This window comes from Rhodovulum sp. BSW8 (assembly GCF_003314725.1).
Taxonomy (GTDB): domain Bacteria; phylum Pseudomonadota; class Alphaproteobacteria; order Rhodobacterales; family Rhodobacteraceae; genus Rhodovulum; species Rhodovulum visakhapatnamense.
Genome location: NZ_QNVX01000038.1, coordinates 1 through 21,255 on the forward strand (window position 1 = coordinate 1; position 21,255 = coordinate 21,255).

Annotated in this window: 20 protein-coding genes and 1 tRNA gene; 12 read left to right on the plus strand and 9 right to left on the minus strand. The window is 69.6% G+C overall.

The features are described 5' to 3' along the window. Positions 1–117 precede the first annotated feature (117 nt). The 7 genes from trxC (at position 118) to DSD19_RS15480 (ending at position 7,957) form a co-directional block, all read left to right on the plus strand. Positions 118–561: a thioredoxin TrxC gene (trxC, locus tag DSD19_RS15455; RefSeq protein WP_113670246.1), complete on the plus strand. Its 444-nt coding sequence runs from the start codon at positions 118–120 to the stop codon at positions 559–561. Between the two features lie 35 nt (positions 562–596). Continuing rightward, positions 597–672, plus strand: a tRNA-Ala gene (locus DSD19_RS15460). A gap of 280 nt (positions 673–952) precedes the next feature. Further along, positions 953–2,716 carry a hypothetical protein gene (locus tag DSD19_RS15465; protein ID WP_133260450.1) on the plus strand — a complete coding sequence of 588 codons (1,764 nt, stop codon included), beginning with the start codon at positions 953–955 and terminating at the stop codon, positions 2,714–2,716. Between the two features lie 346 nt (positions 2,717–3,062). Further along, positions 3,063–4,727, plus strand: coding sequence for a glucan biosynthesis protein (locus DSD19_RS15470; protein ID WP_113670248.1), 1,665 nt, complete (start codon positions 3,063–3,065; stop codon positions 4,725–4,727). Continuing rightward, complete coding sequence (locus DSD19_RS21865) at positions 4,724–4,894, plus strand: hypothetical protein (protein WP_158272371.1); 171 nt, start codon at positions 4,724–4,726, stop codon at positions 4,892–4,894. The genes DSD19_RS15470 and DSD19_RS21865 overlap by 4 nt, the downstream gene beginning before the upstream one ends. Before the next feature lie 11 nt (positions 4,895–4,905). Beyond that, positions 4,906–6,675, plus strand: a complete 1,770-nt coding sequence (gene mdoH / locus DSD19_RS15475) for a glucans biosynthesis glucosyltransferase MdoH (RefSeq protein ID WP_243628043.1) — start codon at positions 4,906–4,908, stop codon at positions 6,673–6,675. Next, positions 6,662–7,957, plus strand: coding sequence for an OpgC family protein (locus DSD19_RS15480; protein ID WP_113670249.1), 1,296 nt, complete (start codon positions 6,662–6,664; stop codon positions 7,955–7,957). Before mdoH ends, DSD19_RS15480 begins: the two co-directional genes overlap by 14 nt. 97 nt (positions 7,958–8,054) lie before the next feature. Here DSD19_RS15480 and DSD19_RS15485 read toward each other — a convergent pair whose 3' ends face one another. The 5 genes from DSD19_RS15485 to DSD19_RS15505 all read right to left on the minus strand — a co-directional run bounded on the left by DSD19_RS15485 (position 8,055) and on the right by DSD19_RS15505 (position 12,340). Then, entirely contained in the window at positions 8,055–8,723 is a 669-nt protein-coding gene (locus DSD19_RS15485) for a D-lyxose/D-mannose family sugar isomerase (protein ID WP_113670250.1), read from the minus strand. Continuing rightward, positions 8,720–9,379 (minus strand): nucleoside/nucleotide kinase family protein, encoded by a 660-nt coding sequence (locus DSD19_RS15490; RefSeq protein ID WP_113670251.1) that lies wholly within the window; start codon positions 9,377–9,379, stop codon positions 8,720–8,722. The genes DSD19_RS15485 and DSD19_RS15490 overlap by 4 nt, the downstream gene beginning before the upstream one ends. Beyond that, on the minus strand, positions 9,376–10,155 hold the full coding sequence (locus DSD19_RS15495; protein ID WP_113670252.1) for an ATP-binding cassette domain-containing protein: 780 nt from the start codon (positions 10,153–10,155) through the stop codon (positions 9,376–9,378). The genes DSD19_RS15490 and DSD19_RS15495 overlap by 4 nt, the downstream gene beginning before the upstream one ends. After that, a complete protein-coding gene (locus DSD19_RS15500; RefSeq protein WP_075785252.1) occupies positions 10,152–11,231 on the minus strand; it encodes an ABC transporter permease in 1,080 nt (359 codons plus the stop codon). The genes DSD19_RS15495 and DSD19_RS15500 overlap by 4 nt, the downstream gene beginning before the upstream one ends. 77 nt (positions 11,232–11,308) lie before the next feature. Beyond that, positions 11,309–12,340, minus strand: a complete 1,032-nt coding sequence (locus DSD19_RS15505; protein WP_113670253.1) for a sugar ABC transporter substrate-binding protein — start codon at positions 12,338–12,340, stop codon at positions 11,309–11,311. Positions 12,341–12,506: 166 nt separating this feature from the next. Here DSD19_RS15505 and DSD19_RS15510 point away from each other — a divergent pair, with 166 nt between their 5' ends. The 5 genes from DSD19_RS15510 (at position 12,507) to DSD19_RS15530 (ending at position 17,469) form a co-directional block, all read left to right on the plus strand. Beyond that, on the plus strand, positions 12,507–13,712 hold the full coding sequence (locus tag DSD19_RS15510) for an ROK family transcriptional regulator (protein WP_371412615.1): 1,206 nt from the start codon (positions 12,507–12,509) through the stop codon (positions 13,710–13,712). Positions 13,713–13,776: 64 nt separating this feature from the next. After that, a complete protein-coding gene (locus DSD19_RS15515; protein ID WP_113670254.1) occupies positions 13,777–14,421 on the plus strand; it encodes a CerR family C-terminal domain-containing protein in 645 nt (214 codons plus the stop codon). Continuing rightward, positions 14,418–15,407, plus strand: coding sequence for an HlyD family secretion protein (locus DSD19_RS15520; protein ID WP_113670255.1), 990 nt, complete (start codon positions 14,418–14,420; stop codon positions 15,405–15,407). Before DSD19_RS15515 ends, DSD19_RS15520 begins: the two co-directional genes overlap by 4 nt. Next, positions 15,404–16,348 carry an ABC transporter ATP-binding protein gene (locus tag DSD19_RS15525; protein WP_113670256.1) on the plus strand — a complete coding sequence of 315 codons (945 nt, stop codon included), beginning with the start codon at positions 15,404–15,406 and terminating at the stop codon, positions 16,346–16,348. The genes DSD19_RS15520 and DSD19_RS15525 overlap by 4 nt, the downstream gene beginning before the upstream one ends. Then, positions 16,348–17,469 carry an ABC transporter permease gene (locus DSD19_RS15530; protein ID WP_113670292.1) on the plus strand — a complete coding sequence of 374 codons (1,122 nt, stop codon included), beginning with the start codon at positions 16,348–16,350 and terminating at the stop codon, positions 17,467–17,469. Before DSD19_RS15525 ends, DSD19_RS15530 begins: the two co-directional genes overlap by 1 nt. Before the next feature lie 18 nt (positions 17,470–17,487). On the opposite strand, the gene DSD19_RS15535 is transcribed toward DSD19_RS15530, so the two are convergent. From DSD19_RS15535 to DSD19_RS15550, 4 genes are all read right to left on the minus strand, one after another. Next, entirely contained in the window at positions 17,488–18,846 is a 1,359-nt protein-coding gene (locus DSD19_RS15535; RefSeq protein ID WP_113670257.1) for a TRAP transporter large permease, read from the minus strand. After that, a complete protein-coding gene (locus DSD19_RS15540) occupies positions 18,839–19,330 on the minus strand; it encodes a TRAP transporter small permease (protein WP_113670258.1) in 492 nt (163 codons plus the stop codon). The genes DSD19_RS15535 and DSD19_RS15540 overlap by 8 nt, the downstream gene beginning before the upstream one ends. After that, positions 19,327–20,370 carry a TRAP transporter substrate-binding protein gene (locus tag DSD19_RS15545; protein ID WP_113670259.1) on the minus strand — a complete coding sequence of 348 codons (1,044 nt, stop codon included), beginning with the start codon at positions 20,368–20,370 and terminating at the stop codon, positions 19,327–19,329. Before DSD19_RS15545 ends, DSD19_RS15540 begins: the two co-directional genes overlap by 4 nt. Before the next feature lie 464 nt (positions 20,371–20,834). After that, entirely contained in the window at positions 20,835–21,041 is a 207-nt protein-coding gene (locus DSD19_RS15550; protein WP_075785262.1) for a cold-shock protein, read from the minus strand. Positions 21,042–21,255: the final 214 nt, after the last annotated feature.

Below are 21,255 nucleotides of genomic sequence, written 5' to 3' on the forward strand. Positions count from 1 at the left end.
CTTTCGCATGCGTCTGCTCCTTCGCGGTTGAGCAGACTCTACATCAGACTGAGGGATCTCGCGGGGGGCAGGTCACCCGATATATTCACAACACGGAATGTCTCGGAGGCTCGCCCGATGGCCGATGCGCTGAAACTGACCTGCCATGCCTGCGGAACCGCCAACCGACTGCCCGCCGACCGGCTGGACGCGGCGCCCAGATGCGGCGTTTGCGGCACCCGGCTGGCCGACGGGCGGGTGCACGAGATCGACCTCGCCACGCTCGAGAAAAGCCGCAAGGACGATCTGCCGTTGCTGGTCGATTTCTGGGCCGCCTGGTGCGGGCCCTGCCGGATGATGGCGCCGCAATTCTCGGCCGCGGCGCGGATGCTGCTGCCCGAGGCGCGGCTGGCCAAGCTCGACACCGAGGCCCATCCGGGGGCGTCGGACCGTTACGATGTGCGCGGCATTCCGCTTCTGATCCTGTTTCACCGGGGCCGCGAGGTCGCCCGGCTGGCCGGGGCGCGGCCCGCGGAGGAGATCGTGAAATTTGTGCGCCATCACGTGGGGCAGACCGCTTGACATCCCCGGCGGCATACTGCAAATGACCGCTCACCGGGGCCGTAGCTCAGTTGGGAGAGCGCGTCGTTCGCAATGACGAGGTCAGGGGTTCGATCCCCCTCGGCTCCACCAGATCACCCGCAGAATTTTGGCAGATCAAGCCCCTCGGGGCTCGTCCGGCAGGTCGCTGCCGGTCAGCGTTGCGCTTTTGCGCCTTGTTCCGCTTATCGGACGGCGCAGCGCATGACGCGTCTTTGCCGAGGTCCCGTCCTGTGCTTTGCTGATGCCGGTTCGGCCGCGTCGGCACCCCCTGCCATCGGGCCGGACCGGGGCGCCGGTGCGGCAGGCCCCAGTTTTGCCTTAGCCGAGTTGCCGTGTTTTTGGACCCTCAGACAGCCGCGGATCGCCAGCCATGACATACCCTTCCCGGGAGGGCGGAGCCGTGGTGCCATTGCGCCATGAGGCGGTGCTTGAGGCGGTGGCGGCCATCCGTGCCGCCGGAGTGCTCGGGCGCAGCCCGCGCCGCGCGCGCCTGCTGGATTACCTGATCGACCGCGAGCTTTCGGGCCATGGCGAGGATATCAAACCCCATGCCATCGCGGTCGAGGTGTTCGACCGCGACCAGCGCTTCGACCCCGGCCGCGACAGCATCGTGCGGACCGAGATCGGTCGGCTGCGCGAGGCGCTGGCGCGGTTCTATGCGCTGGCCGATCCCGAACTGCCGGTGATCGAGATCCCGAGGGGCAGCTGCCGCCCGACGCTTCGGCCCGGGCCGGGCGAATCCGGGCCGCCGCCGTCGCCCTGGCCGCGCCGCTTCGTGGCTCTGGCCGGGCTGGCGATGCTGATCGTGATCGTGCCGATGCTGTGGCAGGCCCATGTCCGCCACGCGCAGGAGCGGGTCTTTGCCGCTGCGGCGCGCCCGATCGAGGAGGCGCCCTATCGGGTGCTGCGGGTCGCGGTGCTGCCGTTCCGGGCCGAGGGACGGCTCGCCGGGATCGAGGATCTGGCCTACGGCTTCGGGGCCGAGATCGCCACCGACCTTGCCGCCCATCCCTGGATCGCGACCAGCGCGCCGCGCGATGCCGCGCGGGCGGCCGAGACCGCCGACTATCTGCTGCGGGGGCGGCTGATGTGGCGCCGCGACACGCTGCTGGCCCAGCTCGAGCTGATCTCGTTTCCCGGCCGCCGCACGGTCTGGACCACCTTCCAGCGGGTCGGCGACTCGGCGGGCGCGCTGCAGGAGACCGAACGCACGGTGCTGGGGCAGATCGTGCGGCGGCTGGGGGCGGCGCATCGCGTGAGCCCCGAGCTGATGCGCGCGCCGCCCCAGCGCTATGCCGAGTCGGACCTGCCCGACCTGTCCTGCCTGATGGGCATTCACCGCTATCTTGCCGCCCCGGCCGCGCCCTCGCATGCGGCGCTGAGCAGTTGTCTGGGGCGGGTCGTCGACAGCCATCCCCGCTATGGCGAGGCCTGGGCGGCGCTGGCGCTGCTGCGGCTGGACGAGGCGCGGTTCGGGCGCAACCTGCGGTCCGGTCCGGGGGCGGTGGCCTCGGCCTGGGGCGATGCGGCCCGGGCGACCTCGCAGGCGCTGCGGCTGGCGCCCCAGGGGCTGATGACCCTGCACGCGGCCGCGGGGCTGGCGCTTGAGGGTCCGGGGCGCGACACGGAGGCGTTTCAGGCCCATGCCGCGCGCCTTCTGGAGCTGTACCCGCACCATCCGCCGAGCCTCGCGCTGGTGGGCTCGGGGCTGGCCGCCCATGAGGGGCGCTGGGACGAGGGGCTGGCGCTGGTCGCGCAGGCGCTGCGGCTTGAACCCGATGCGCCGGGCCGGTTCCATGTCGCGCCTGCGTTGAAGGCGCTGATGGGGGCCGACGATGCCGCCGTGTCGGCGGCGGTCGCATCGCTCGATCCGGCGGGCTCGCGGATCGAACGTCTGCTGGTCGCGCTGGCGCGGGCGCGGCTGTCCGCGGGCGCCCCGGCCGGGCCGTCCGCCGCGCCGGCCCCGAACGCGACCGCCACCGACGCGCTGCCTGTTTTGGCGGGCACGTTCGACCGCGCCGAGGCCGAAGCCTTCGTGCGCGGGCGGCGCTATACGCCCGGGCTCGAGACCGCATTGCTGCGCCAGATTGCCGCTGCCGACCCGGTTCCGGCCACGACTGCGGCCTTGCCGTGACCGGGGGCGCGCGCCTCGCGGCCCGAGGCCGGTGCTGCGGCTCGTGGCGGGGCCTTTCGGTCCCGGACGGCGGCGGCGTTCCGGCGCATTGAAGTCGGCAATTGTGTGCTTATTATTTTCGCGCTATGGCAGAGTCTTGCGCATCCGGCGTATGGCGATGACTGGAAATCCGCTTGCCGCCGTGCGGGGGAATTGCAGCCGTTGTCAGATGCTCCAGATTCTGCGTAAGCATCGGTTTTTTCCGGCATGATTCTGCCACGCAGCACCCCCGTGGTGCGGCGGGTCGGGACAAACGGAGAGTAAGGTGGCAATCAAGAATGACGAGCCTTGGTTAAGGGGTCCATTAATGTTTCCAGTCAGTTCCAGTACTGCGGTCCGTTCCGGACGTTTCGGACCGTCCCGTCGTCGCCTGCTGGCGGCGCTGGCTGGCTCTGCTGCGTCCGTTGCCTTCGGTCTTCCGCGTTTCGCTGCGGCGCAGGAGGCGCCGCCCGAGCCCGAACCCGAGGCGCCCCCGCCGGTCCCCGAAGCCGCGCCCGAGCCGGTGCCCGAACCGGTCCCGTTCTCCTTTGACGTGTTGAGCGACCAGATGCAGGCCCGGGCAAAGGAGGCCCACAAGGCCGCCTCGCTGCCCGAGGGGCCGCTGTCGGGGCTCGATTACGATGCCTACCGGTCGATCCGCTTCCGGCCCGATCACGCGCGCTGGGCCGGGGACGGGTCGTATTTCCAGCTGCACGCCTTCCATCCGGGCTGGCTGTACAAGGAGCCGGTCGAGATCTTCGAACTGGTCGAGGGTATCGCCCAGCCGCTGCATTTCTCGGGGGCCGATTTCCAGTATGACGGCAAGGCCGCCGATCTGATCCCGCCCGATTTCGAGATGCCGGGCGTCGCGGGCTTCCGGCTGCATGCGCCCATCAACCGCGCCGACACCTTCGACGAGGTCGTGGTGTTCCAGGGCGCCAGCTATTTCCGCGCCCTCGGCCGGGCCAATGTCTACGGGCTGAGCGCGCGCGGGCTTGCCGTCAACACCGCGTCGGGCAAGACCGAGGAATTCCCGCGCTTCAGCACCTTCTGGCTGGAACGCCCGGCGCCCGGTGCGACCTCGATCACGATCTATGCCGCGCTCGACAGCAAGTCGCTGACCGGCGCCTACCGGTTCATCATCACCCCCGGCGCGACCACGGTGATGGACGTGACCGCGCGCCTCTTCATGCGCGAGGATGTCGATCAGCTGGGCATCGCGCCGCTGACCTCGATGTTTCTGCTGGGCGACAACGACCGCGGCGATTTCGACGATTTCCGCCACCGGGTGCATGACAGCGAGATGCTGATCCTGAATACCAGCGAAGGCGGCACCTTCGTGCGGCCCTTGAACAACCCGCCCCGGCTGGCCAGTTCCTATTTGGCCGCCCGCGATCCGGAAAGCTTCGGGCTGATCCAGCGCAACCGGAACTTCGATGACTATCTCGATGCCGGCGCCCATTACGAGCGCCGCCCCTCGATGATGGTCGAGCCGGTGGGCAACTGGGGCCGCGGCACCGTGCGGCTGGTCGAGATCCCGTCGGATCTCGAGGCCAACGACAACATCGTCGCCTTCTGGGTGCCCGAAGAGAAGGCGCGCAAGGGCGACGCGATGGAATACGATTACCGCCTGCACTGGGGAACCAACCCTCCCGGTGCGGTCGGGGAACGCGCCCATGTGGTGCGGACGCTTGTGGGACGGGGCGGTGTCGCAGGCGCCGCCAGCGGTCCCGGACTGCGGAAATTCGTGGTCGATTTCGAGGGGGGAACGCTCGGGGAACTTCCCGACGATGCGGACGTTAAGGCTGATGTATACGCAAGCACGGGACGAATGGAGAAGCCCGTCTTCAGCCGAATTCCGGGGTCTGATACCTGGCGTCTCGTCGTCGATATAACGGCCGACACGGGCGCTCTGGTTGAACTTAAGGCCGAAATAACGGGGTACGGGCAGACCTTGACTGAAACCTGGCTCTACCAATGGATCAACGAATGAGTGCAGATTCCACCTTCGATGCGCAGAACGCGATTGCGGTAGAAGGCCCGCATTGGGCCCCGCCGGTCGCTCCGATGGACATGCCCCAGCAGGTGCTGGAGGCGCGGCGCGAGCTGCGCCTGCCGATCTGGCTGGCCCGTCTGATGCGGCCGCTGCAGCTGGGCTGACGGCGGACCAGATGTCCCGCATCCTTGCGTCCGGCCTCCGGACCCGCGTGCTTCGCGGGCTCGCGATCGGCTTTTCCCTTGCAGCCGCGACCGTGGCCGCGTCGCTTCTGGCAGAGGCCTCCACGCAGGATGGCGTCGATGCCTGGGATGTGGCGCGCACGACGCTGATCTTCATCACCACGGCCTGGCTGGCCTGGGGCGCGGCGGGGGCCTTTATCGGCCTGCTCGGCCATCTGCGCCGCGCGCCCGAGCCGCAACTGCGGCTGCCGCACGAACCGACGGTGGTGCTGGTCCCGATCTGCAACGAGGACCCGGTGACGACCTTCGCCCGGATCGCCGCGATGGACGGGTCGATCCAGGCCGCGGGGCTGCGCTGCGACATCGCCGTCCTCTCGGACACCCGCGATCCGGTCAACGCGGCGCGCGAGCGCGACGCCTTCGCCCGGCTTCTGGCCGAGACCGGCGGGGCCGGGCGCATCTTCTACCGCCGCCGGACCGACAATCGCGGGCGCAAGGCGGGCAATATCGAGGACTTCATCCAAAGCTCGGGCGGCGCCTACGAGTTTGCCCTGATCCTCGATGCCGACAGCCTGATGGAGGGGGTGACCGTCCGCCGGATGATCGCGCGGATGCAGGCCGATCCCAGGCTGGGCCTGTTGCAGACGCTGCCGAAGATCATCGGTGCAGGCTCGCTGTTCGGGCGGGCGATGCAGTTCTCGGCCAGCTTCCATTCGCCGGTCTTCGCCCGGGGGCTGGCGCGGCTGCAGGGCAATACCGGGCCGTTCTGGGGCCATAACGCCATGGTGCGGGTCCGCGCCTTCGCCGAAAGCTGCGGCCTGCCCGCGCTGGAGGGCAAGCCGCCCTTCGGCGGCCATATTCTCAGCCATGACTATGTCGAGGCGGCTCTGCTGGCGCGGGCCGGATGGCGCGTGAAGCTCGACGAGACCATCGAGGGCTCGTTCGAGGAGGGCCCCGACAACATCCTCGCCTATGCCAAGCGCGACCGCCGCTGGTGCCAGGGCAACCTCCAGCACATGCGTCTTTTGCTGGCGCCGGGGCTTGCGGCCTGGAGCCGCTTCGTCTTCGTGCAGGGGATCTTCGCCTATCTCGTCTCGCTTCTGTGGGGGGCGTTCCTCATTGCCTCGCTGCTGGCCACGGTCTTCGCGCCGGCGCCCGACTACTTCCCCGAACCCTATCAGCTGTTCCCGGTCTTCCCGTCCGACCGCACGAAAGAGATCATCACCCTGGTGATCGGCATCTGCGGGCTGCTGCTTCTGCCCAAGCTGTCGATCCTCGCAGGCGCGATCGTCACGCGCCGGGCGCGGGGCTTCGGGGGCGGAGTGCGGGCCTCGGCCTCGGTGCTGACCGAAATCCTGCTCAGCTCGCTTCTGGCGCCGGTGATGCTGATGTACCAGTCGCGCGCGGTGCTGCAGGTGCTGTCGGGCAGCGATGGCGGCTGGCCCGCGAACCAGCGCGGCGAGGGCAAGCTGACCGTCCTGCAGGGGCTGCGCGCCGGGCTCTGGATCTCGCTGACCGGGGCGGCGGCGCTGGCGCTCGTCACCCGGATCGCGCCCGGCCTGACGGTCTGGATGCTGCCGGTCTGCCTGCCGATGCTGATCGCGCCGCTTCTGATCGCCTGGACCTCGCGCCCCCTGACCCACACGCTCTTCGCCGTTCCGCAGGAAGCCGACGCGGCCCCGGTCATCCGGGCCTACCGCGACTGTGTCCGCCGCTGGATCGCCGAGGACGCCCGCAAGGAGGCTCTGGATGCAGCGGCCTGACACGGTTTCCGTGCCGAAGAAGCGACCGCGCGATCCGCGGATCGACGCCTTCCGCGGCCTCGCGCTGGTGATGATCTTCATCGACCATGTGCCCGGCAACCCCTATGAAAACTGGACGATCCGGAATTTCGGCTTTTCCGACGCGGCCGAGGCGTTCTTCGTGATGTCGGGCATCGCCGCGGGGATGGCCTATTCGGGCCGCTTCGCCGCGCCGCAGATCCGGCTGAACGGGCTTTGGGCCGCGATCCGGCCGATCTGGGGCCGGTCCTGGACGCTTTACATCGTGCATGTGCTGCTGAGCGCCTGGGCCATCGCCATCTTCGCCTGGGGCGCGATGGCGTTCGACGTGCCGGACCTGCTGACCAAGATCAACCTGCGCCAGGTCTTCGAGAATACCGGAGAGGCGCTGATCGGCATTCCGCTGCTGACCCACCAGTTCGGCTATGTGAACATCCTGCCGGCCTATTCGGTGCTGCTGCTGTTCGCGCCGCTCGCGATCCTGATCGGCATGCGGGCGCCGCTTCTGATGGTGTCGATCTCGATCGCGATGTGGTTCGTGGCAGGCATGTGGCGGATCGACCTGCCGAACTATCCCAATCCCGGCGGCTGGTTCTTCAACCCGCTGTCCTGGCAGATCATCTTCGTGCTGGGCCTGTTGACCGGCATCCAGATGCGGCGTGGCGAACGCCTTGTCGCGCGGCGGCGCTGGCTGTTCTGGGCGGCCGCCGGGTTCCTGGGCTTCGTGCTGGTCTGGGCGCAGGTTCCGGCGCTGGGCGAGCGGCTGAACGCGATGATGCGTCAGGCGGGCGAGGCGGGGCTGCCCTTCCATCTGGTGGGCTTCGACAAGACCTATGTCTCGCTGCCGCGGATGCTGCATGTGCTGGCGCTGTTCTATGTGCTGTCCTGCCTGCCCTGGGTCACCCGGATCGCGGGCAGCGCGCTGGCCGCGCCGCTGCGGCTGATGGGGCGGCAGGGGCTTCTGGTGTTCTCCTTCGGCACGGTGGTGTCGCTGAGCTTCCAGGTGCTGATGGACGGGCGTCCCGACATGGCGCTGCTGCCCTGGCTGCTGCCGCCGCTGGGTGTGGCCGCGATGCTGGTCGCGGCTGTGCTGGGCGAGGCGTCCCGCCGGGACCGGCGGACCACCCCCGTGGCCGCGCCGGTCGAGGCGGCGGTCGAGGCGCCGGCCGCGGGGCCCGTGCCGCATCCGGGCCTGCCCGGCGATCCGCGCCCGGCGGCCGTTCCGGCTACGGACCGCGCCCCGGGGTTGCAGCCGGCCGAGTAGCGCCGGTCCCGGCCATGAGACCGCAAGGCGTTCGGCGATCCGGGCGCCTTTGTCTTGTCCGGGGGGGCTTGTCGGCGGTCTTGTCCGGGGATGCGGATCAGGCGTAGTCCGACACCAGCAGCCGGGTCGCGGGCACGTCTTCCTCGATCTCGGGAAAGCGTCCGACCGGGTCGGCGAAGACATTGTCGGTGCGGTCGTCATTGACCGTCGAGACCTCGGCCAGCAGGACGTCTTCGCCTTCGGCCCAGAAGGCATGCCAGATGTCGGGGGTCAGGGTCACGCTGCTGCCCGGCGCCAGCCGCAGCAGGCCGCCGGGCGGCAGGTCCTGCGCGATCCCGTCGGACATCACCCGCAGATCGGCGTCAGGGTCGATGTCGCCTTCGGCATCGGCGGCGTAAAGCTGCAGCACCAGCGTGCCGCCGCCGCGATTGATGATGTCCTCGGTCTTCAGCCGGTGCCGGTGCATGGGCGACAGCTGGCCCACCCGCGAGATCATGATCTTCTCGGCATAGACCATGCCGCGCCCCCGGGCGAGATCGGCGTGCCGCCCGTTTCGCGCGGTGAAAAGCACAAGCCCCAGCGTCGCGAACCGGCCCTGACCGTAATCGGTGATGTCCCAGCCCAGGCCCCGGCTGCGGATCTCGGCGGCCTCGGGCGCGGCGATCCTGTCGGGGCGCCAGTCGGCGAAGGGCGGCAAGGGCAGGCCGAAGGACCGGATGAAGGTCTGGCTGTCCGCAAGGATCGCGTTGATTTCGGATCGTTTCATGCGGGCGTCCTTGTGCCGGGCAGGGGCTCGGCCGTCCCGAGCGCCAGATCGGCCGGAAGACGCCGCGCGGCGACCAGACGGGCATTGGCCATGTCGTTGCGCTCGGCCCGGTCGCGCGCCGCCTCGGGGGCCAGCCCGTGGTCGAGCCAGCGGGTCGTGAGGCGGCTCAACAGGTCTTCCTCGGGGACGGCCAGGAAGACCGAGACATCCCAGAACCCGGCCAGCGCGCGCCAGGGCGGGGCATCGAACAGCAGGTAATTGCCCTCGAGGATCGCGGTCCGGTCGGTCTCGGCCACCGCCCCGGCCCCGGCGATGGCACTGTCGCGGGCACGGTCGAAGACCGGATGGATCACCTCGCCGCCCGCCGCCAGCGCGTCGACCAGCCTGAGAAGCCCGGCCACGTCGAAGCTTTCGGGCGCGCCCTTGCGCGCGAGAAGGCCCCGCGCGGACAGCAGCCGGTTGTCGAGATGGAAGCCGTCCATCGGCACCACCGGCGCGGCATGGCCCATTTCGGCCAGCTGCCCGGACAGCCGCCGGGCGAGGGTGCTCTTGCCGCTGCCGGGCGGCCCGGCCAGCGCCACCAGCCGTCGCGTGCGGCGGGGCGGGGCGGCCAGAACCCGGGCGGCCAGCGCCTGCAGGTCGGGCGGGGCGCTCATGCCGCCTCCATCACGTCGGGCGGGGTACGCGCCCCGGTCATGAAGGCCACCGCATCCGACATGGAATGATCGACCGGGCGGATCGTGCACAGCCGCCGCCCCAGCCGGTGGATGTGAATCCGGTCCGCAACCTCGAAGACATGGGGCATGTTGTGACTGATCAGGATGATCGGCAAGCCCCGCGCGCGCACATCGAGGATCAGGTCCAGCACCCGGCGGCTTTCCTTCACCCCGAGCGCCGCGGTCGGCTCGTCCAGAATGATCAGCCGGGACCCGAAGGCCGCGGCCCGCGCCACCGCCACCCCCTGACGCTGGCCGCCCGACAGGGTCTCGACCGGCTGAGCGATGTTCTGGATGGTCATCAGCCCCAGATCGTTCAGCTTTTCGCGGGCGAAGGCCTCCATCGCGCGCCGGTCCAGCCGCCGGAAGAGGGTTCCCATGATGCCGGAACAGCGCAGCTCGCGGCCCATGAACATGTTGTCGGCGATCGACAGCGCGGGCGACATCGCCAGCGTCTGGTAGACCGTCTCGATGCCCGCCTGCCGCGCCTCGATGGGCGAGGCAAAGCGGACGGGCCGACCCTCCAGCCGGATCTCGCCCGCGTCGGGGATCACCGCGCCCGAGATCGCCTTGATCAGCGTCGACTTGCCCGCGCCGTTATCGCCGATCACCGCCAGGATCTCGCCCGGCATCAGGTCGAAGTCGCAGCGGTCGAGCGCGGTGACGCGGCCATAGCGCTTGACCAGTCCGCGGGCGGAAAGAACCGGGTCCGTCATGCCGACACCTTTCTGATCCATTGGTCCACCGCCACCGCGCCGATGATGAGCGCGCCGATCAGCAGGAAGGTCCATTGCGGGTTGGCCCCGGCCATCCTGAGCCCAAGTTCGAACACGCCGACGATCAGCGCGCCGAAGAACGCCCCGAGGATCGAGCCGCGCCCGCCGAAGAGCGAAATCCCCCCGATCACGACGGCGGTGATCGACTGGATGTTGCCGATGACGCCGGTGGTGGCCGAGGGCGAAACCGACCCGAACCGGCCGATCATCACCCAGCCCGCCAGCGCGCAGATGAACCCGACCAGCAGATAGACCGACATCAGCGTCCGGTGCACGTCGACCCCGGCCAGCGCCGCCGCCTCGGGATCGTCGCCGACGGCGTAGACGTGCCGCCCCCAGGCGGTCGAGCGCAGCGCATAGGCCAGGACCAGCACCAGCAGCAGCATCAGGATCACGCCGAAGGTGAGGGTGGCGCCCCCCAGTTGCAGCTTGCCGCCGAGGAATTGCAGGAAGGGGGCGGTCGCCTCGATGTCCTGGGCACGGATGGTTTCGTTGCCGGAAGAGAGATAGGTCGCGGCCAGCACGATCTGCCACATCCCGAGCGTCACGATGAAGGGCGGCAGGCGGACCCGGCTGACAAGCCAGCCGTTCAGCCCGCCGATGGCGGTGCCGGCGATCAGCCCGGCCAGCACCGCCAGCGGCGCGGGCAGGCCGGTCTCGAAGACCAGCTTGCCCATGATGACCGAGCAGAAGACCGCGGTCGCGCCCACCGACAGGTCGATGCCCGCCGTCAGCACGATCAGGCTTTGCGCCGCGGCCAGCACGCCCACGATCTGCACCTGCTGCAGGATCAGCGTCAGCGCGAAGGGCGAGAAGAACTTGCCCCCCAGCACCAGCCCGAAGACCGCGACGGCGGCGATCAGCACGATCATCGGCACCAGCGCCGGGGTGGCATGCAAGAGGTCGTGCGCGCGCCCCATCGCGCCCTTGCGATGCGGCTGGAAGGCCGCATGCCGGTTCGGGGCGCGGGCCGCGATGCCCTCGAAATCCTCTGTCGGCTCGGCTTGCGACGACATGGTTCCTCCTTCCCCTGGAGCGGTCCGGCTCCGGCAGGGCGGTTGGTGCCTCCCCGCCCGGGCGGGGAGGGGGGCGGTCAGCCCCAGCAGAGGCCGAGCGCCTCTTCGGCCGAGATCGACTCGACCCCCTCGACCGGCGCGTCCGTGACGAGGGTGACGCCTGTGTCGAAGAAGTTCTTGCCCTCGGTGGCCTCGGGGCGGGTGCCGTCCCGCGCGAAGGCGGCGATGGCCTCGATGCCCTTCGAGGCCATCAGCAGCGGGTATTGCTGCGAGGTGGCGCCGATCACGCCCGCCTTGACGTTTTCGACGCCGGGGCAGCCGCCATCGACCGAGACGATGGTGACGGCGCCGTCGCGACCGACCGCCTTCAGCGCCTCGAAGGCTCCGGCGGCGGCCGGTTCGTTGATGGTGTAGACAAGGCTCAGCGACGGATCGGTCGCCAGCAGGTTTTCCATCGCGCGCCGTCCGCCCTCCTGATTGCCCTGGGTGACATCGTGTCCGACGATCCGCGGGTCGCTTTCGTCGCCCCATTTCTTCGGATCGGCAATGTCGATGCCGAAGCCCTGCAGGAAGCCCTGGTCGCGCAGCACGCCCACCGTGGGCTGGCTGATGTCGAGATCCAGAAGCGCGATCCGGGCGGTGTCCGCCTCGGCGCCAAGCCGGGCGCGCGCCCATTGGCCGATCAGCTCGCCCGCCTTGAAATTGTCGGTGGCGAAGGTCATGTCCGCCGCCTCGATCGGGTCGAGCGGCGTGTCGAGCGCGATCACCAGAATGCCCGCATCGCGCGCCTGCCGCACCGCGGGCACGATGGCCGAGGTGTTCGACGCTGTCAGCAGGATGCCCTTGACCCCATTGGCGATGCAGGTCTCGATGGCCGCGACCTGGGTCTCGTTGTCGCCGTCCACCTTGCCGGCATAGCTGTCGAGGTCGATGCCCAGTTCGCGGGCCTTGGCGGCCGCGCCCTCGCGCATCTTGACGAAGAACGGGTTGGTGTCGGTCTTGGTGATCAGGCAGGCCCCGACGGGATCGGCTGCGGCCGCCCCGGAACACAAAAGCGCAAGGGCAATACCCCCCAGCGCCAGGCCCGGCCTTCTGGCGGGTCGTGGCATTGTCTTACCTCCCAAAGCAGCGACTCGGCCGGTCTTCCGGTTCCGGGTCGAGGGAATTTGGCGGCAGTCGGAGGGCTTTTGTCAATAAATAAGACTACATGAATTATTTATTGACAAGCTGGCATGCCATAGGCATTTTGGCGGGGGTTTTGGGATGGAGACGCCTGTGAACAAGCTTGCGCTGCTGCAACGGCCCATGGTCCGCGGGACCAATCAAAGCGGGATGCGGGCGCATAACGAACGGCTTGTGCTGACCATCCTGCGCCGGACCGGACCGTTGCCCAAGGCGCAGATCGCGCGCATGACCGGGCTGTCGGCGCAGACCGTTTCGGTGATCATGCGGGCGCTCGAGGCCGACGGGCTGCTGGTGCGCAGCGAGCCGGTGCGCGGCAAGGTGGGCCAGCCCTCGGTCCCGATCGGGCTGGCGGCGGACGGGGCCTTCTTCTTCGGGCTCAAGGTCGGGCGGCGCAGCCTGCAACTGGTGCTGACCGATTTCCTGGGCGATGTGCTGGCCCGGGTCGGCGCGCGCCATGCCTATCCGACGCCCGATTCGGTGCTGCGGTTCGCGCTGGCCGGGATGGACGAGATCATGGGGCAGTTGCCGCAGTCCCATGCGGACCGGATCTCGGGTCTGGGCATCGCGATTCCGTTCCAGATGTGGGACTGGATCCAGTCGATCGGGGCGCCGCGCGCGGACATGGATGCCTGGCGGGTGCGCGATGTGCGGACCGAACTGGCCGAGCGGGTCGAATTTCCGGTCTATCTGCAGAACGATGCCTCGGCCGCCTGCGGTGCCGAGCTTGTGCTGGGCAGCGCCGAGGTGCCGCCCGATTTCGTCCATTTCTTCATCGGCTATTTCATCGGCGGCGGCATCGTGCTCAATGGCAGCCTGTTCACCGGCAGCACCGGCAATGCCGGGGCGCTGGGCTCGATGCCGGTTCAGTCCGAAAGCCGCAAAAGCGCGCAGCTTATCGACGTGGCCTCGCTGGCGACGCTGGAACGGATGCTGGCCGAGAACAACGAGGATGCCGAGGCGCTTTGGACCTCGCCCGACGCCTGGGCGATCGACGAGATCATCTTGCAGGAATGGATCCTGCTGGCCGCGCAGGCCATCGCGGTGGCCATCGCCGCCACCGGATCGGTGCTCGATATCGGCGCGGCGCTGATCGACGGCTGGATGCCGTCCTCGGTCCGGGCCCGGCTGGTCGAGGAGGTGCGCGTGGCCTTCGGCCGGATCGACACGACGGGCATCCGGCCGCCGGCGATCCTGGCGGGCACCGTCGGCCCCGATGCGCGCGCCCTGGGCGGCGCCTGTCTGGCCATGTCGGAACGCTTCCTCGTCGACCAGAACGCCTTGCTGGCGCCGGTCTGAGGGGCTGCGGGCCGGGGTCAATCAAACGATTGAATTTGGTCAATCGTTTGATTAATGTCCGGCCATGTCCGACGATCCCGCCCCCCGCAGCACGCCCGAGACCCTGATCGGGGCCGCCCTCCATCTGTTCGGCCATCGCGGTTTTGCCTCGACCTCGACCCGCGAGATCGCCGCGCGGGCCGGAACGAATGTCGCCTCCATCGCCTATCATTTCGGCGGCAAGGCCGGGCTGCGCCGGGCCTGTGCCGAGGCCGTGGCCCAGCGGATCGGCAGCGCCATCGGGCCGCTTGGCGGGGCCGGGGAGTTGCCCGAGACGCCCGAAGCGGCGCAGGCGCTGCTGGACGCCGCGCTGCGCCGCTTTGTCCGCTTCATCGTCGCGGACCCGGCGGCCGCGGATGCGGTGGCCTTCATGCTGCGCGAGCTGACCGACCCGGGCGAGGCCGCCGACGTGATCTATGCCTCGGTGCTGGAACCCCGCCACCGCGCGCTTTGCGCGCTCTGGGGGCGGGCGACCGGGCAACCGGCCGAAAGCGATGCGGTCAAGCTGGCGGTGTTCGCCGCCATCGGCCAGGCTGTCTATTTCCGCATCGCCCAGCCAGTGATCGCCCGGCGGCTGGACTGGGCCGCCGTCGGGCCGGACGAGGCCGAGGCCATCGCCGGGCTGCTGGCCGCGAACCTTTCCGCCATGATCGAAAGTCACCGCCGATGATCGGGTTTCTCTGCGCGCTTCCCGTCCTGTCCGCGCTGCTCCTGGCCTGTGTGCCGCCGCCGCTGGCGACCGGCTATGTCGAGGGCGAATTCACCCTGGTCGCCCCGGTCGAGACCGCGCAGATCGTTTCCGTCGCTGTGGCGCGCGGCGACCGGGTCCCGGCGGGCGCGGTGCTGGCGCGGATGGAACGCCGCGATGCCGAGATCGCGCTGACCGAGGCTGCCGCCGCCGAGGCCCAGGCCGAAAGCCATCTGGCCGACCTGCGCCAGGGAAAGCGCCCCGAAGAGATCCGGGTGATCGAGGCGACGCTGGCCTCGGCCCGGGCCGAGGCCGCCGAGGCCGACCGACAGCGCGAACGGATGACCCGGCTGGCCGCCCGGGGCGTTGCCAACGAGGCCGACCGCGACGACGCGATCACCGCGGCCGAGGTCGCCCATGCCCGCGTGGCCCAGGTCGAGGCCGATCTGGCGGTCGCGCGGCTGCCCGCCCGCCCGCAGGCCATCGCCGAGGCCGAGGCTGCGGTGCTGGGCGCTCGCGCCGCCCGCGACAGGGCCAGCTGGGCCCTGGACAAGCGGACGCTGAGCCTCGACCAGCCGGTGACCGTCTTCGACGTGATCCGCACGGCGGGCGAGATCGCCGGACCCTCGGCGCCGGTGCTGTCGGTTCTGGGCGAGGGCGCCGTCAAGCTGCGGCTTTATATCCCCGAACCCGCGCTGTCATCGGTGGCGGTGGGCGACCGGCTGGCGGTCGGCTGCGACGGCTGCGCGCCGGGCCTGTCGGCCCGCATCACCTATATCTCCGAGGCCGCCGAGTTCACGCCGCCGGTGATCTACTCGCTCGAGAGCCGCCAGAAGCTGGTCTATCTGGTCGAGGCGCGGCCTGAGCAGGGGACCGAACCTGAGGCCGAACCGGGGGCCGAACCGGGGGCCGGGGGGCTGAAGCCCGGCCAGATCGTCGATGTGCGGCTGGCGGAGCCCGGCAGATGACCGACCCCTCCCCCGAACCTGTTCCCGAACCTGCGATCGCCGTCACCGGTCTGACCAAGCGTTTCGGCGGCCGGGTGGTGGTGGACCGGGTGACGCTGTCGGTCGCACGCGGCGAGATCGCGGGGTTTCTGGGGCCGAACGGGTCGGGCAAGACCACCACGATCCGGATGATGTGCGGGCTTCTGGAACCCGATGGCGGCGAGGGCCGGGTGCTGGGCCATGACATCCGCCGCGAACGCCGGGCGATCAAGCGCCGGGTCGGCTACATGACCCAGCGGTTTTCCTTCTACGAAGACCTCACCATCGAAGAGAACCTGCGCTTTGTCGCCGGGCTTTACGGTATGCGCCCGGTGGCCCGCGCCGTGCGCGACACGCTGGCCGATCTGGGGCTGACCTCGCGCCGGGGCCAGTTGGCCGGGGCGCTGTCGGGCGGCTGGAAGCAGCGATTGGCGCTGGCGGCCTGCCTCATGCACAAGCCCGACCTGTTGCTGCTGGACGAGCCCACCGCCGGGGTCGACCCCAAGGCCCGGCGCGAATTCTGGGACGAGATCCATGCCCGCGCGGCCGAAGGGCTGACGGTGCTGGTCTCGACCCATTACATGGACGAGGCCGAGCGCTGTCACCGCATCGCCTATATCTCTTACGGCAGGCTGGTCGCGCATGGCACGGTGGCCGAGGTGGTGGCGGGCGCGGGGCTTTCGACGCTGGTGCTGACCGGCGGGCGGACCGCAGAGGCGGCGCGCGCGCTTGACGGCGCCGAGGGCGTCGAGCAGGTCGCCCATTTCGGTGCGACGCTGCATGTCGTGGGCCGCGATCCCGACCGGTTGCGCCGGGCGGTCGCCCCGGTGGCGGCCGAGATGGGCGCGCGGATCGACCCGGCCGAGACCAGCCTCGAGGACGTTTTCATCAAGCTGATGGGCGAGGCGAGGGATACCGCATGATCGGGCGGGTGCTGTCCTTCGGGCGTCTCATGGCGCTGCTGGCCAAGGAGACGATCCAGATGCGCCGCGACCGGCTGACCTTCGGCATGATGCTGGGGATCCCGCTGGTCCAGCTGATGCTGTTCGGCTTTGCCATCAACACCGACCCCAAGGAGCTGCCCGCCGCGCTTGTCGCGCCGACCCAGGACCGGTTCACCCGGGCGATGGTCTCGGCGCTGGAACTGACCGGCTATTACCGCTTCGTCGCGCCCGACGCGACCGCGGCCGAGGCCGAGCGGATGATCGCGCGGGGCGACGTGTCCTTCGTGGTGACGATCCCGTCGGATTTCGGGCGCCGGGTGATGCGGGGCGAAAGCCCCTCGATCCTGATCGACGCGGACGCGACCGACCCCTCGGTCGCCTCTGGCGCGATCTCGACCCTGGGCACGGTGGCGGGGCAGGCGCTGTCGCGCGAAGCCGGGGTGGCGGCGCCCGCGCCCGGGCTGTCGGTCGTCGTGCATCGCCGCTACAACCCCGAGGGGGTCACGCAATACAACATCGTGCCGGCGCTTCTGGGGGTGATCCTGCAGCTGACCATGGTGATGATGACCGCGATGGCGCTGACCCGCGAGACCGAGCGCGGCACCATGGAGAACCTGCTGTCGATGCCTGCGACGCCGCTTGAGGTCATGCTGGGCAAGATCGTACCCTATCTCGGCGTGGGGGCGGTGCAGGTCGTGGTGGTGCTGGCGGCGTCAAGGCTGGTCTTCGGCGTGCCCTTCGTCGGCAGTCTGACCCTGATCCTCGCGGGGGTCTTCGTCTTCGTGATGGCGCTGGTGATCCTCGGCTATCTGATCTCGACGGTGGCCCGGACCCAGATGCAGGCGATGCAGATCACCTTTTTCTTCTTCCTGCCCTCGCTGATGCTGTCGGGGTTCATGTTTCCCTATCGCGGCATGCCGGGCTGGGCGCAGGCGCTGGGAGAGATCTTTCCGCTGACCCATTTCCTGCGGCTGATCCGGGCGGTGATGCTGAAGGGGGCTGGGCTTGCGACGGTTTCGGGGTCGTTCCTGGTGCTGGGGCTTTTCGTGCTGGTGCTGGCGCTGGCGGCGCTGACGCGGTTCCGCAAGACGCTGGACTGATACGCTGGACTGATCCGCTCAGCCGCCAAGGACGCGCGGCAGCCACAGCACCAGCGCCGGGAAGGCCAGCAAGAGGCCCACGCGGAAAAGCTCGGCCAGGAAGAAGGGCAGCACGCCCCGGAAGGTTTCGGCCATCGGCACGTCGCGGGCGAGCGACGAGATCACGAAGACATTCATGCCGACCGGCGGGGTGATCAGCCCCAGTTCCACGACGATCAGGGCGAGGACGCCGAACCAGATCTTCAAGTCCTCGGTGCCCATGCCGAAGCCCGAGCCCTCGGCCATCTGGTAAAGCCCGCCATTGACCTCGACCAGCACCGGCCAGAAGAACGGGACCACCAGCAGGATCATCGACAGGCTGTCCATCAGGCAGCCCAGCACGATCAGCGCGGCCAGCAGAAGGACCAGCACCGCGAGCGGCGCAAGCCCGGCGCCCGCGATCCACTCGGCCCCCGCCTGGGGCAGGCCCGCGCGGGCCATGAAGATCTTCATCAGCTCGGCGCCCAGCAGGATCAGGTAGATCATGCCCGAGGTCGCGGCGGTCTCCAGCACCGAGGCGCGCAGCGCGGCAAGGCGCAGACGTCCCCGGAACGTGCCATAGGCCCAGACCAGCGCGACGCCCATGGCGGCGCCCGGCGTCGGGTTGTAAAGCCCCAGATAGATGCCGCCCAGAACCAGCGCGAAGATGCCCAGAACCGGCAGCACGCCCAGGGTCGCGGCGCGGAACTCGGCCCGCCCGGCCGGGGCATGGGCGGGCCCGGACCCGGGTCGCAGCGCGACATAGCCCGCGATGGTCAGCAGGAACAGCAGCACCGCCAGCGCGCCGGGCAAGAGCGCGGCCATGAACATGGTGACCACATTGGCCTCGACCAGGATCGCATAGAGGATCAGCACCACCGAGGGCGGGATCAGGATGCCGAGCGTGCCGCCCGCCGCCAGCGTGCCGGTGGCCAGCGCGCCCGAATAGTTCTGCCGCCGCAACTCGGGCAGGGCGACCTTGCCCATGGTCGAGGCGGTGGCGAGCGACGAGCCGCAAACCGCGCCGAAGCCCGCGCAGGCGGCGATGGCGGCCATCGCGGTGCCGCCGCGCATCCAGCCCAGCCAGGCCGCGCCCGCCCGGAACAGCGCGGCCGACAGTCCCGCCCGCCCGGCAAGCGCGCCCATCAGCACGAAGAGCGGCACGACCGAGAGGTCGTAGATCGAGAACTGGCCCCAGGCCAGCGTCTTGAGCTGATTGAGCAAGAGCGCCGGACCGTTCAGCGCGGCGATACCCGCGCCGCCCACCAGGATCATCGCATGGGCGATGGGCATCCGCGCCGCGATCAGCAGGACCAGCGCGCCAAGCCCGATCAGGCCCAGCATCATCGGGTCAGGCATTCCGCCTCCCGCGCGCGGTGGCGGCGTCCTCGGTCAGCGTCGCCACCGCGGCCAGCGCCAGCAGCGCCAGCGACACCAGCACCGGCAGGAAACAGGGCCAAAGCGGGATCTGCAGGATCGCCGTCGTGTAGCCATAGGCGCGCTGATCGCCGAGTCCGAGGCTCATGCGCCACAAGAGCACCCCGGCGACAGTCAGGGCGGCGAGCGATCCGGTCAGGCTCATCCGCGCGACCCAGATCCGCGAGGCGCCCATGGTGAAGACATCGGCGGTGACATTGGCGCGGGTCAGCTGGCACCAGGGCAGGAAGGCGAAGACGGCGATGGCGGTGCCGATCTCGGTCAGCTCGAAATCGCCCGGGATCGGGTGGCCGAGCAGGCCGCCGAGGATCGAGGCGAGGTTCAGCCCGACCACGCCCGCCAGCACCAGCCCGCCGAGGATCGCCCAGATCTCGGCCGCGGCGGCCAGCGCGCGCCGCAGCCTCATCGGCTGGCATGGGCCGCCACTGCGGCGCGGGCGCGGGCGACCAGACCCGCGCCGTCGATGCCGCGGCGGTCGGCATCCTCGATCCAGCGCTCGACAACGGGCTCGAGCGCGGTGCGGAAGGCTTCGGTTTCGGCGGGGCTCAGCACCTGATGGGCCTTGCCCACAGCAGTGGTGAGGGCAACACCGGTCTCTTCGGTGGCACGCCAGATCCGGCCCAGCTCGGCCAGCCATTCGGGCCCCGAGGCCTCGCGGAACGCGGTCTGGATCTCGGGCGGCAGGCTGTCCCAGCGCGCCTTGTTCATCGAAAGCTGGAAGGTGGTGGTGCCGAAGCGGGTGTTGCGGTCGCCCTCGATCAGCCGGTCGGTCTGGTCCTGCAGCTTCAGCGCGGGCACGATCTCGAAGGGCACCAGCGCGCCATCGACCACACCCTTCTGCAGCGCCTGCGGCAGCTCGGGCACCGGCATCGCCACCGGCACCGCGCCCAGCGCCTCAAGCACCCAGGCGCCGGTGCGCGACGGAATGCGCATCTTGCGGCCCGCCAGATCGGCGGGCGCATGCACCTCGGGGCCTCGCAGCGCGATGCCGTTGCCGGCATGGACATGCAGGAACATCACCTCAAGGCCCTTGTAGTCGGGCTTGAGGTCGGTCTCGAACAGATCGGCCAGGGCCAGATTGGCCGCGCCCGGATCGTTCACATAGACGTTCGGAAGTTCCATCACCTCGGTCCGGGGGAACAGCCCCGGGGTGTAGCCGTTCACCACCCAGATCAGGTCCACGACCCCGTCGCGGGCCTGGGTGACCAGTTCGGGCGGGCGCCCGCCCAGCGTCATCGAGGGATAGATCTCGATCCTGACCCGGCCGCCCGAGCGGGCCTCGACCGCGCGCGCCCAGGGGGCCAGCGTCTCGGTCTGGGTGGGCGAGGTCGCGGGCAGGAAATGGTGCAGCTTGAAGGTGTAATCCTGCGCCAGCGCGGCCCCGGCGGTCCAGATCGCGGCGGCGGCCGTGGCCAGCAGCCCGGCAAGGCGTCGTCCCGGTTCCATCCCTGTCTCCCCCGTCTGCGGCCGCATGCGGCCGGTCGCCTCGGCCTACACCGGGACGGGAATCCGGTCAACGGCGGGGGGGCGGGGCGGGATTGACCATGCGTTGACGCGGAGGGGGCAGGATCGTCCGGTCCGCAGCCGGGAGCGGGGGGCACAGGGCGGGGCTGACAGAATTGTGAGCCGCTGTGACTTCGTCCGGGCAACGGGATCGCGCCGGGCCGCGTTGAGGATCTGTCGCGACCGCAAAAACCATAGAAGGGAGACGAAAATGACCCGCAAACGCGAACGCCGCGCCCCGAAGCCCCGGGACGAACGGGAAACGCCGCCGACCTGGCGCTTTACCGACTGGGCCATGATCTGATCGTAAAAACACCGGATCTCACCACCCGGCAGGGGCGGTGGATCAACGGCAATCGGGCCGGGCTGCGCGAAAGGCGCGTCCGGCCCGTCGTGTGTCTGCGGTCTTAGAGAGCGACCAGCTTGACAGCCGATTCACGGCCGTCGCGGCCGGCTTCGATCTCGAACGAGACCTTCTGGCCGTCCTGCAGGCCGGTCAGGCCCGAGCGTTCCACGGCAGAGATGTGCACGAACACGTCCTTCTTGCCGCCGTCCGGGGCGATGAAGCCGAAGCCTTTGGTGCTGTTGAACCATTTCACGGTGCCGGTAGCCATATCCGTGTGTCTCCTCATGTGGTGCCGCTCGCGGAAGTGCAGCGGCTCGGCTCGTCAGGGATCGATCGAGGTACTGACGGCCGCTTGAGCGAAGACAGTGGTCGATAGAGGTAACGTCGCGCCGTGCCATATGGGGCTTTTCGTGAGTCGCTGCAAGAAAATTCCGTGACAATGGCCTGTCTTTGCGGTCGCGGGACGCGCTGCCGCAGGGGGC

What these genes read in the sequence shown, in the direction of transcription:
- DSD19_RS15500 (WP_075785252.1), bottom strand. Translation starts at nt 11,231, where the DNA reads ATGTCGTCGCAAGCCGAGCCGACAGAGGATTTCGAGGGCATCGCGGCC.
- DSD19_RS15490 (WP_113670251.1), bottom strand. Translation starts at nt 9,379, where the DNA reads ATGAGCGCCCCGCCCGACCTGCAGGCGCTGGCCGCCCGGGTTCTGGCC.
- DSD19_RS15505 (WP_113670253.1), bottom strand. Translation starts at nt 12,340, where the DNA reads ATGCCACGACCCGCCAGAAGGCCGGGCCTGGCGCTGGGGGGTATTGCC.
- DSD19_RS15520 (WP_113670255.1), top strand. Translation starts at nt 14,418, where the DNA reads ATGATCGGGTTTCTCTGCGCGCTTCCCGTCCTGTCCGCGCTGCTCCTG.
- DSD19_RS15485 (WP_113670250.1), bottom strand. Translation starts at nt 8,723, where the DNA reads ATGAAACGATCCGAAATCAACGCGATCCTTGCGGACAGCCAGACCTTC.
- DSD19_RS15470 (WP_113670248.1), top strand. Translation starts at nt 3,063, where the DNA reads ATGTTTCCAGTCAGTTCCAGTACTGCGGTCCGTTCCGGACGTTTCGGA.
- trxC (WP_113670246.1), top strand. Translation starts at nt 118, where the DNA reads ATGGCCGATGCGCTGAAACTGACCTGCCATGCCTGCGGAACCGCCAAC.
- DSD19_RS15495 (WP_113670252.1), bottom strand. Translation starts at nt 10,155, where the DNA reads ATGACGGACCCGGTTCTTTCCGCCCGCGGACTGGTCAAGCGCTATGGC.
- DSD19_RS15545 (WP_113670259.1), bottom strand. Translation starts at nt 20,370, where the DNA reads ATGGAACCGGGACGACGCCTTGCCGGGCTGCTGGCCACGGCCGCCGCC.
- DSD19_RS15550 (WP_075785262.1), bottom strand. Translation starts at nt 21,041, where the DNA reads ATGGCTACCGGCACCGTGAAATGGTTCAACAGCACCAAAGGCTTCGGC.
- DSD19_RS15515 (WP_113670254.1), top strand. Translation starts at nt 13,777, where the DNA reads ATGTCCGACGATCCCGCCCCCCGCAGCACGCCCGAGACCCTGATCGGG.
- DSD19_RS15525 (WP_113670256.1), top strand. Translation starts at nt 15,404, where the DNA reads ATGACCGACCCCTCCCCCGAACCTGTTCCCGAACCTGCGATCGCCGTC.
- mdoH (WP_243628043.1), top strand. Translation starts at nt 4,906, where the DNA reads ATGTCCCGCATCCTTGCGTCCGGCCTCCGGACCCGCGTGCTTCGCGGG.
- DSD19_RS15540 (WP_113670258.1), bottom strand. Translation starts at nt 19,330, where the DNA reads ATGAGGCTGCGGCGCGCGCTGGCCGCCGCGGCCGAGATCTGGGCGATC.
- DSD19_RS21865 (WP_158272371.1), top strand. Translation starts at nt 4,724, where the DNA reads ATGAGTGCAGATTCCACCTTCGATGCGCAGAACGCGATTGCGGTAGAA.
- DSD19_RS15465 (WP_133260450.1), top strand. Translation starts at nt 953, where the DNA reads ATGACATACCCTTCCCGGGAGGGCGGAGCCGTGGTGCCATTGCGCCAT.
- DSD19_RS15480 (WP_113670249.1), top strand. Translation starts at nt 6,662, where the DNA reads ATGCAGCGGCCTGACACGGTTTCCGTGCCGAAGAAGCGACCGCGCGAT.
- DSD19_RS15535 (WP_113670257.1), bottom strand. Translation starts at nt 18,846, where the DNA reads ATGCCTGACCCGATGATGCTGGGCCTGATCGGGCTTGGCGCGCTGGTC.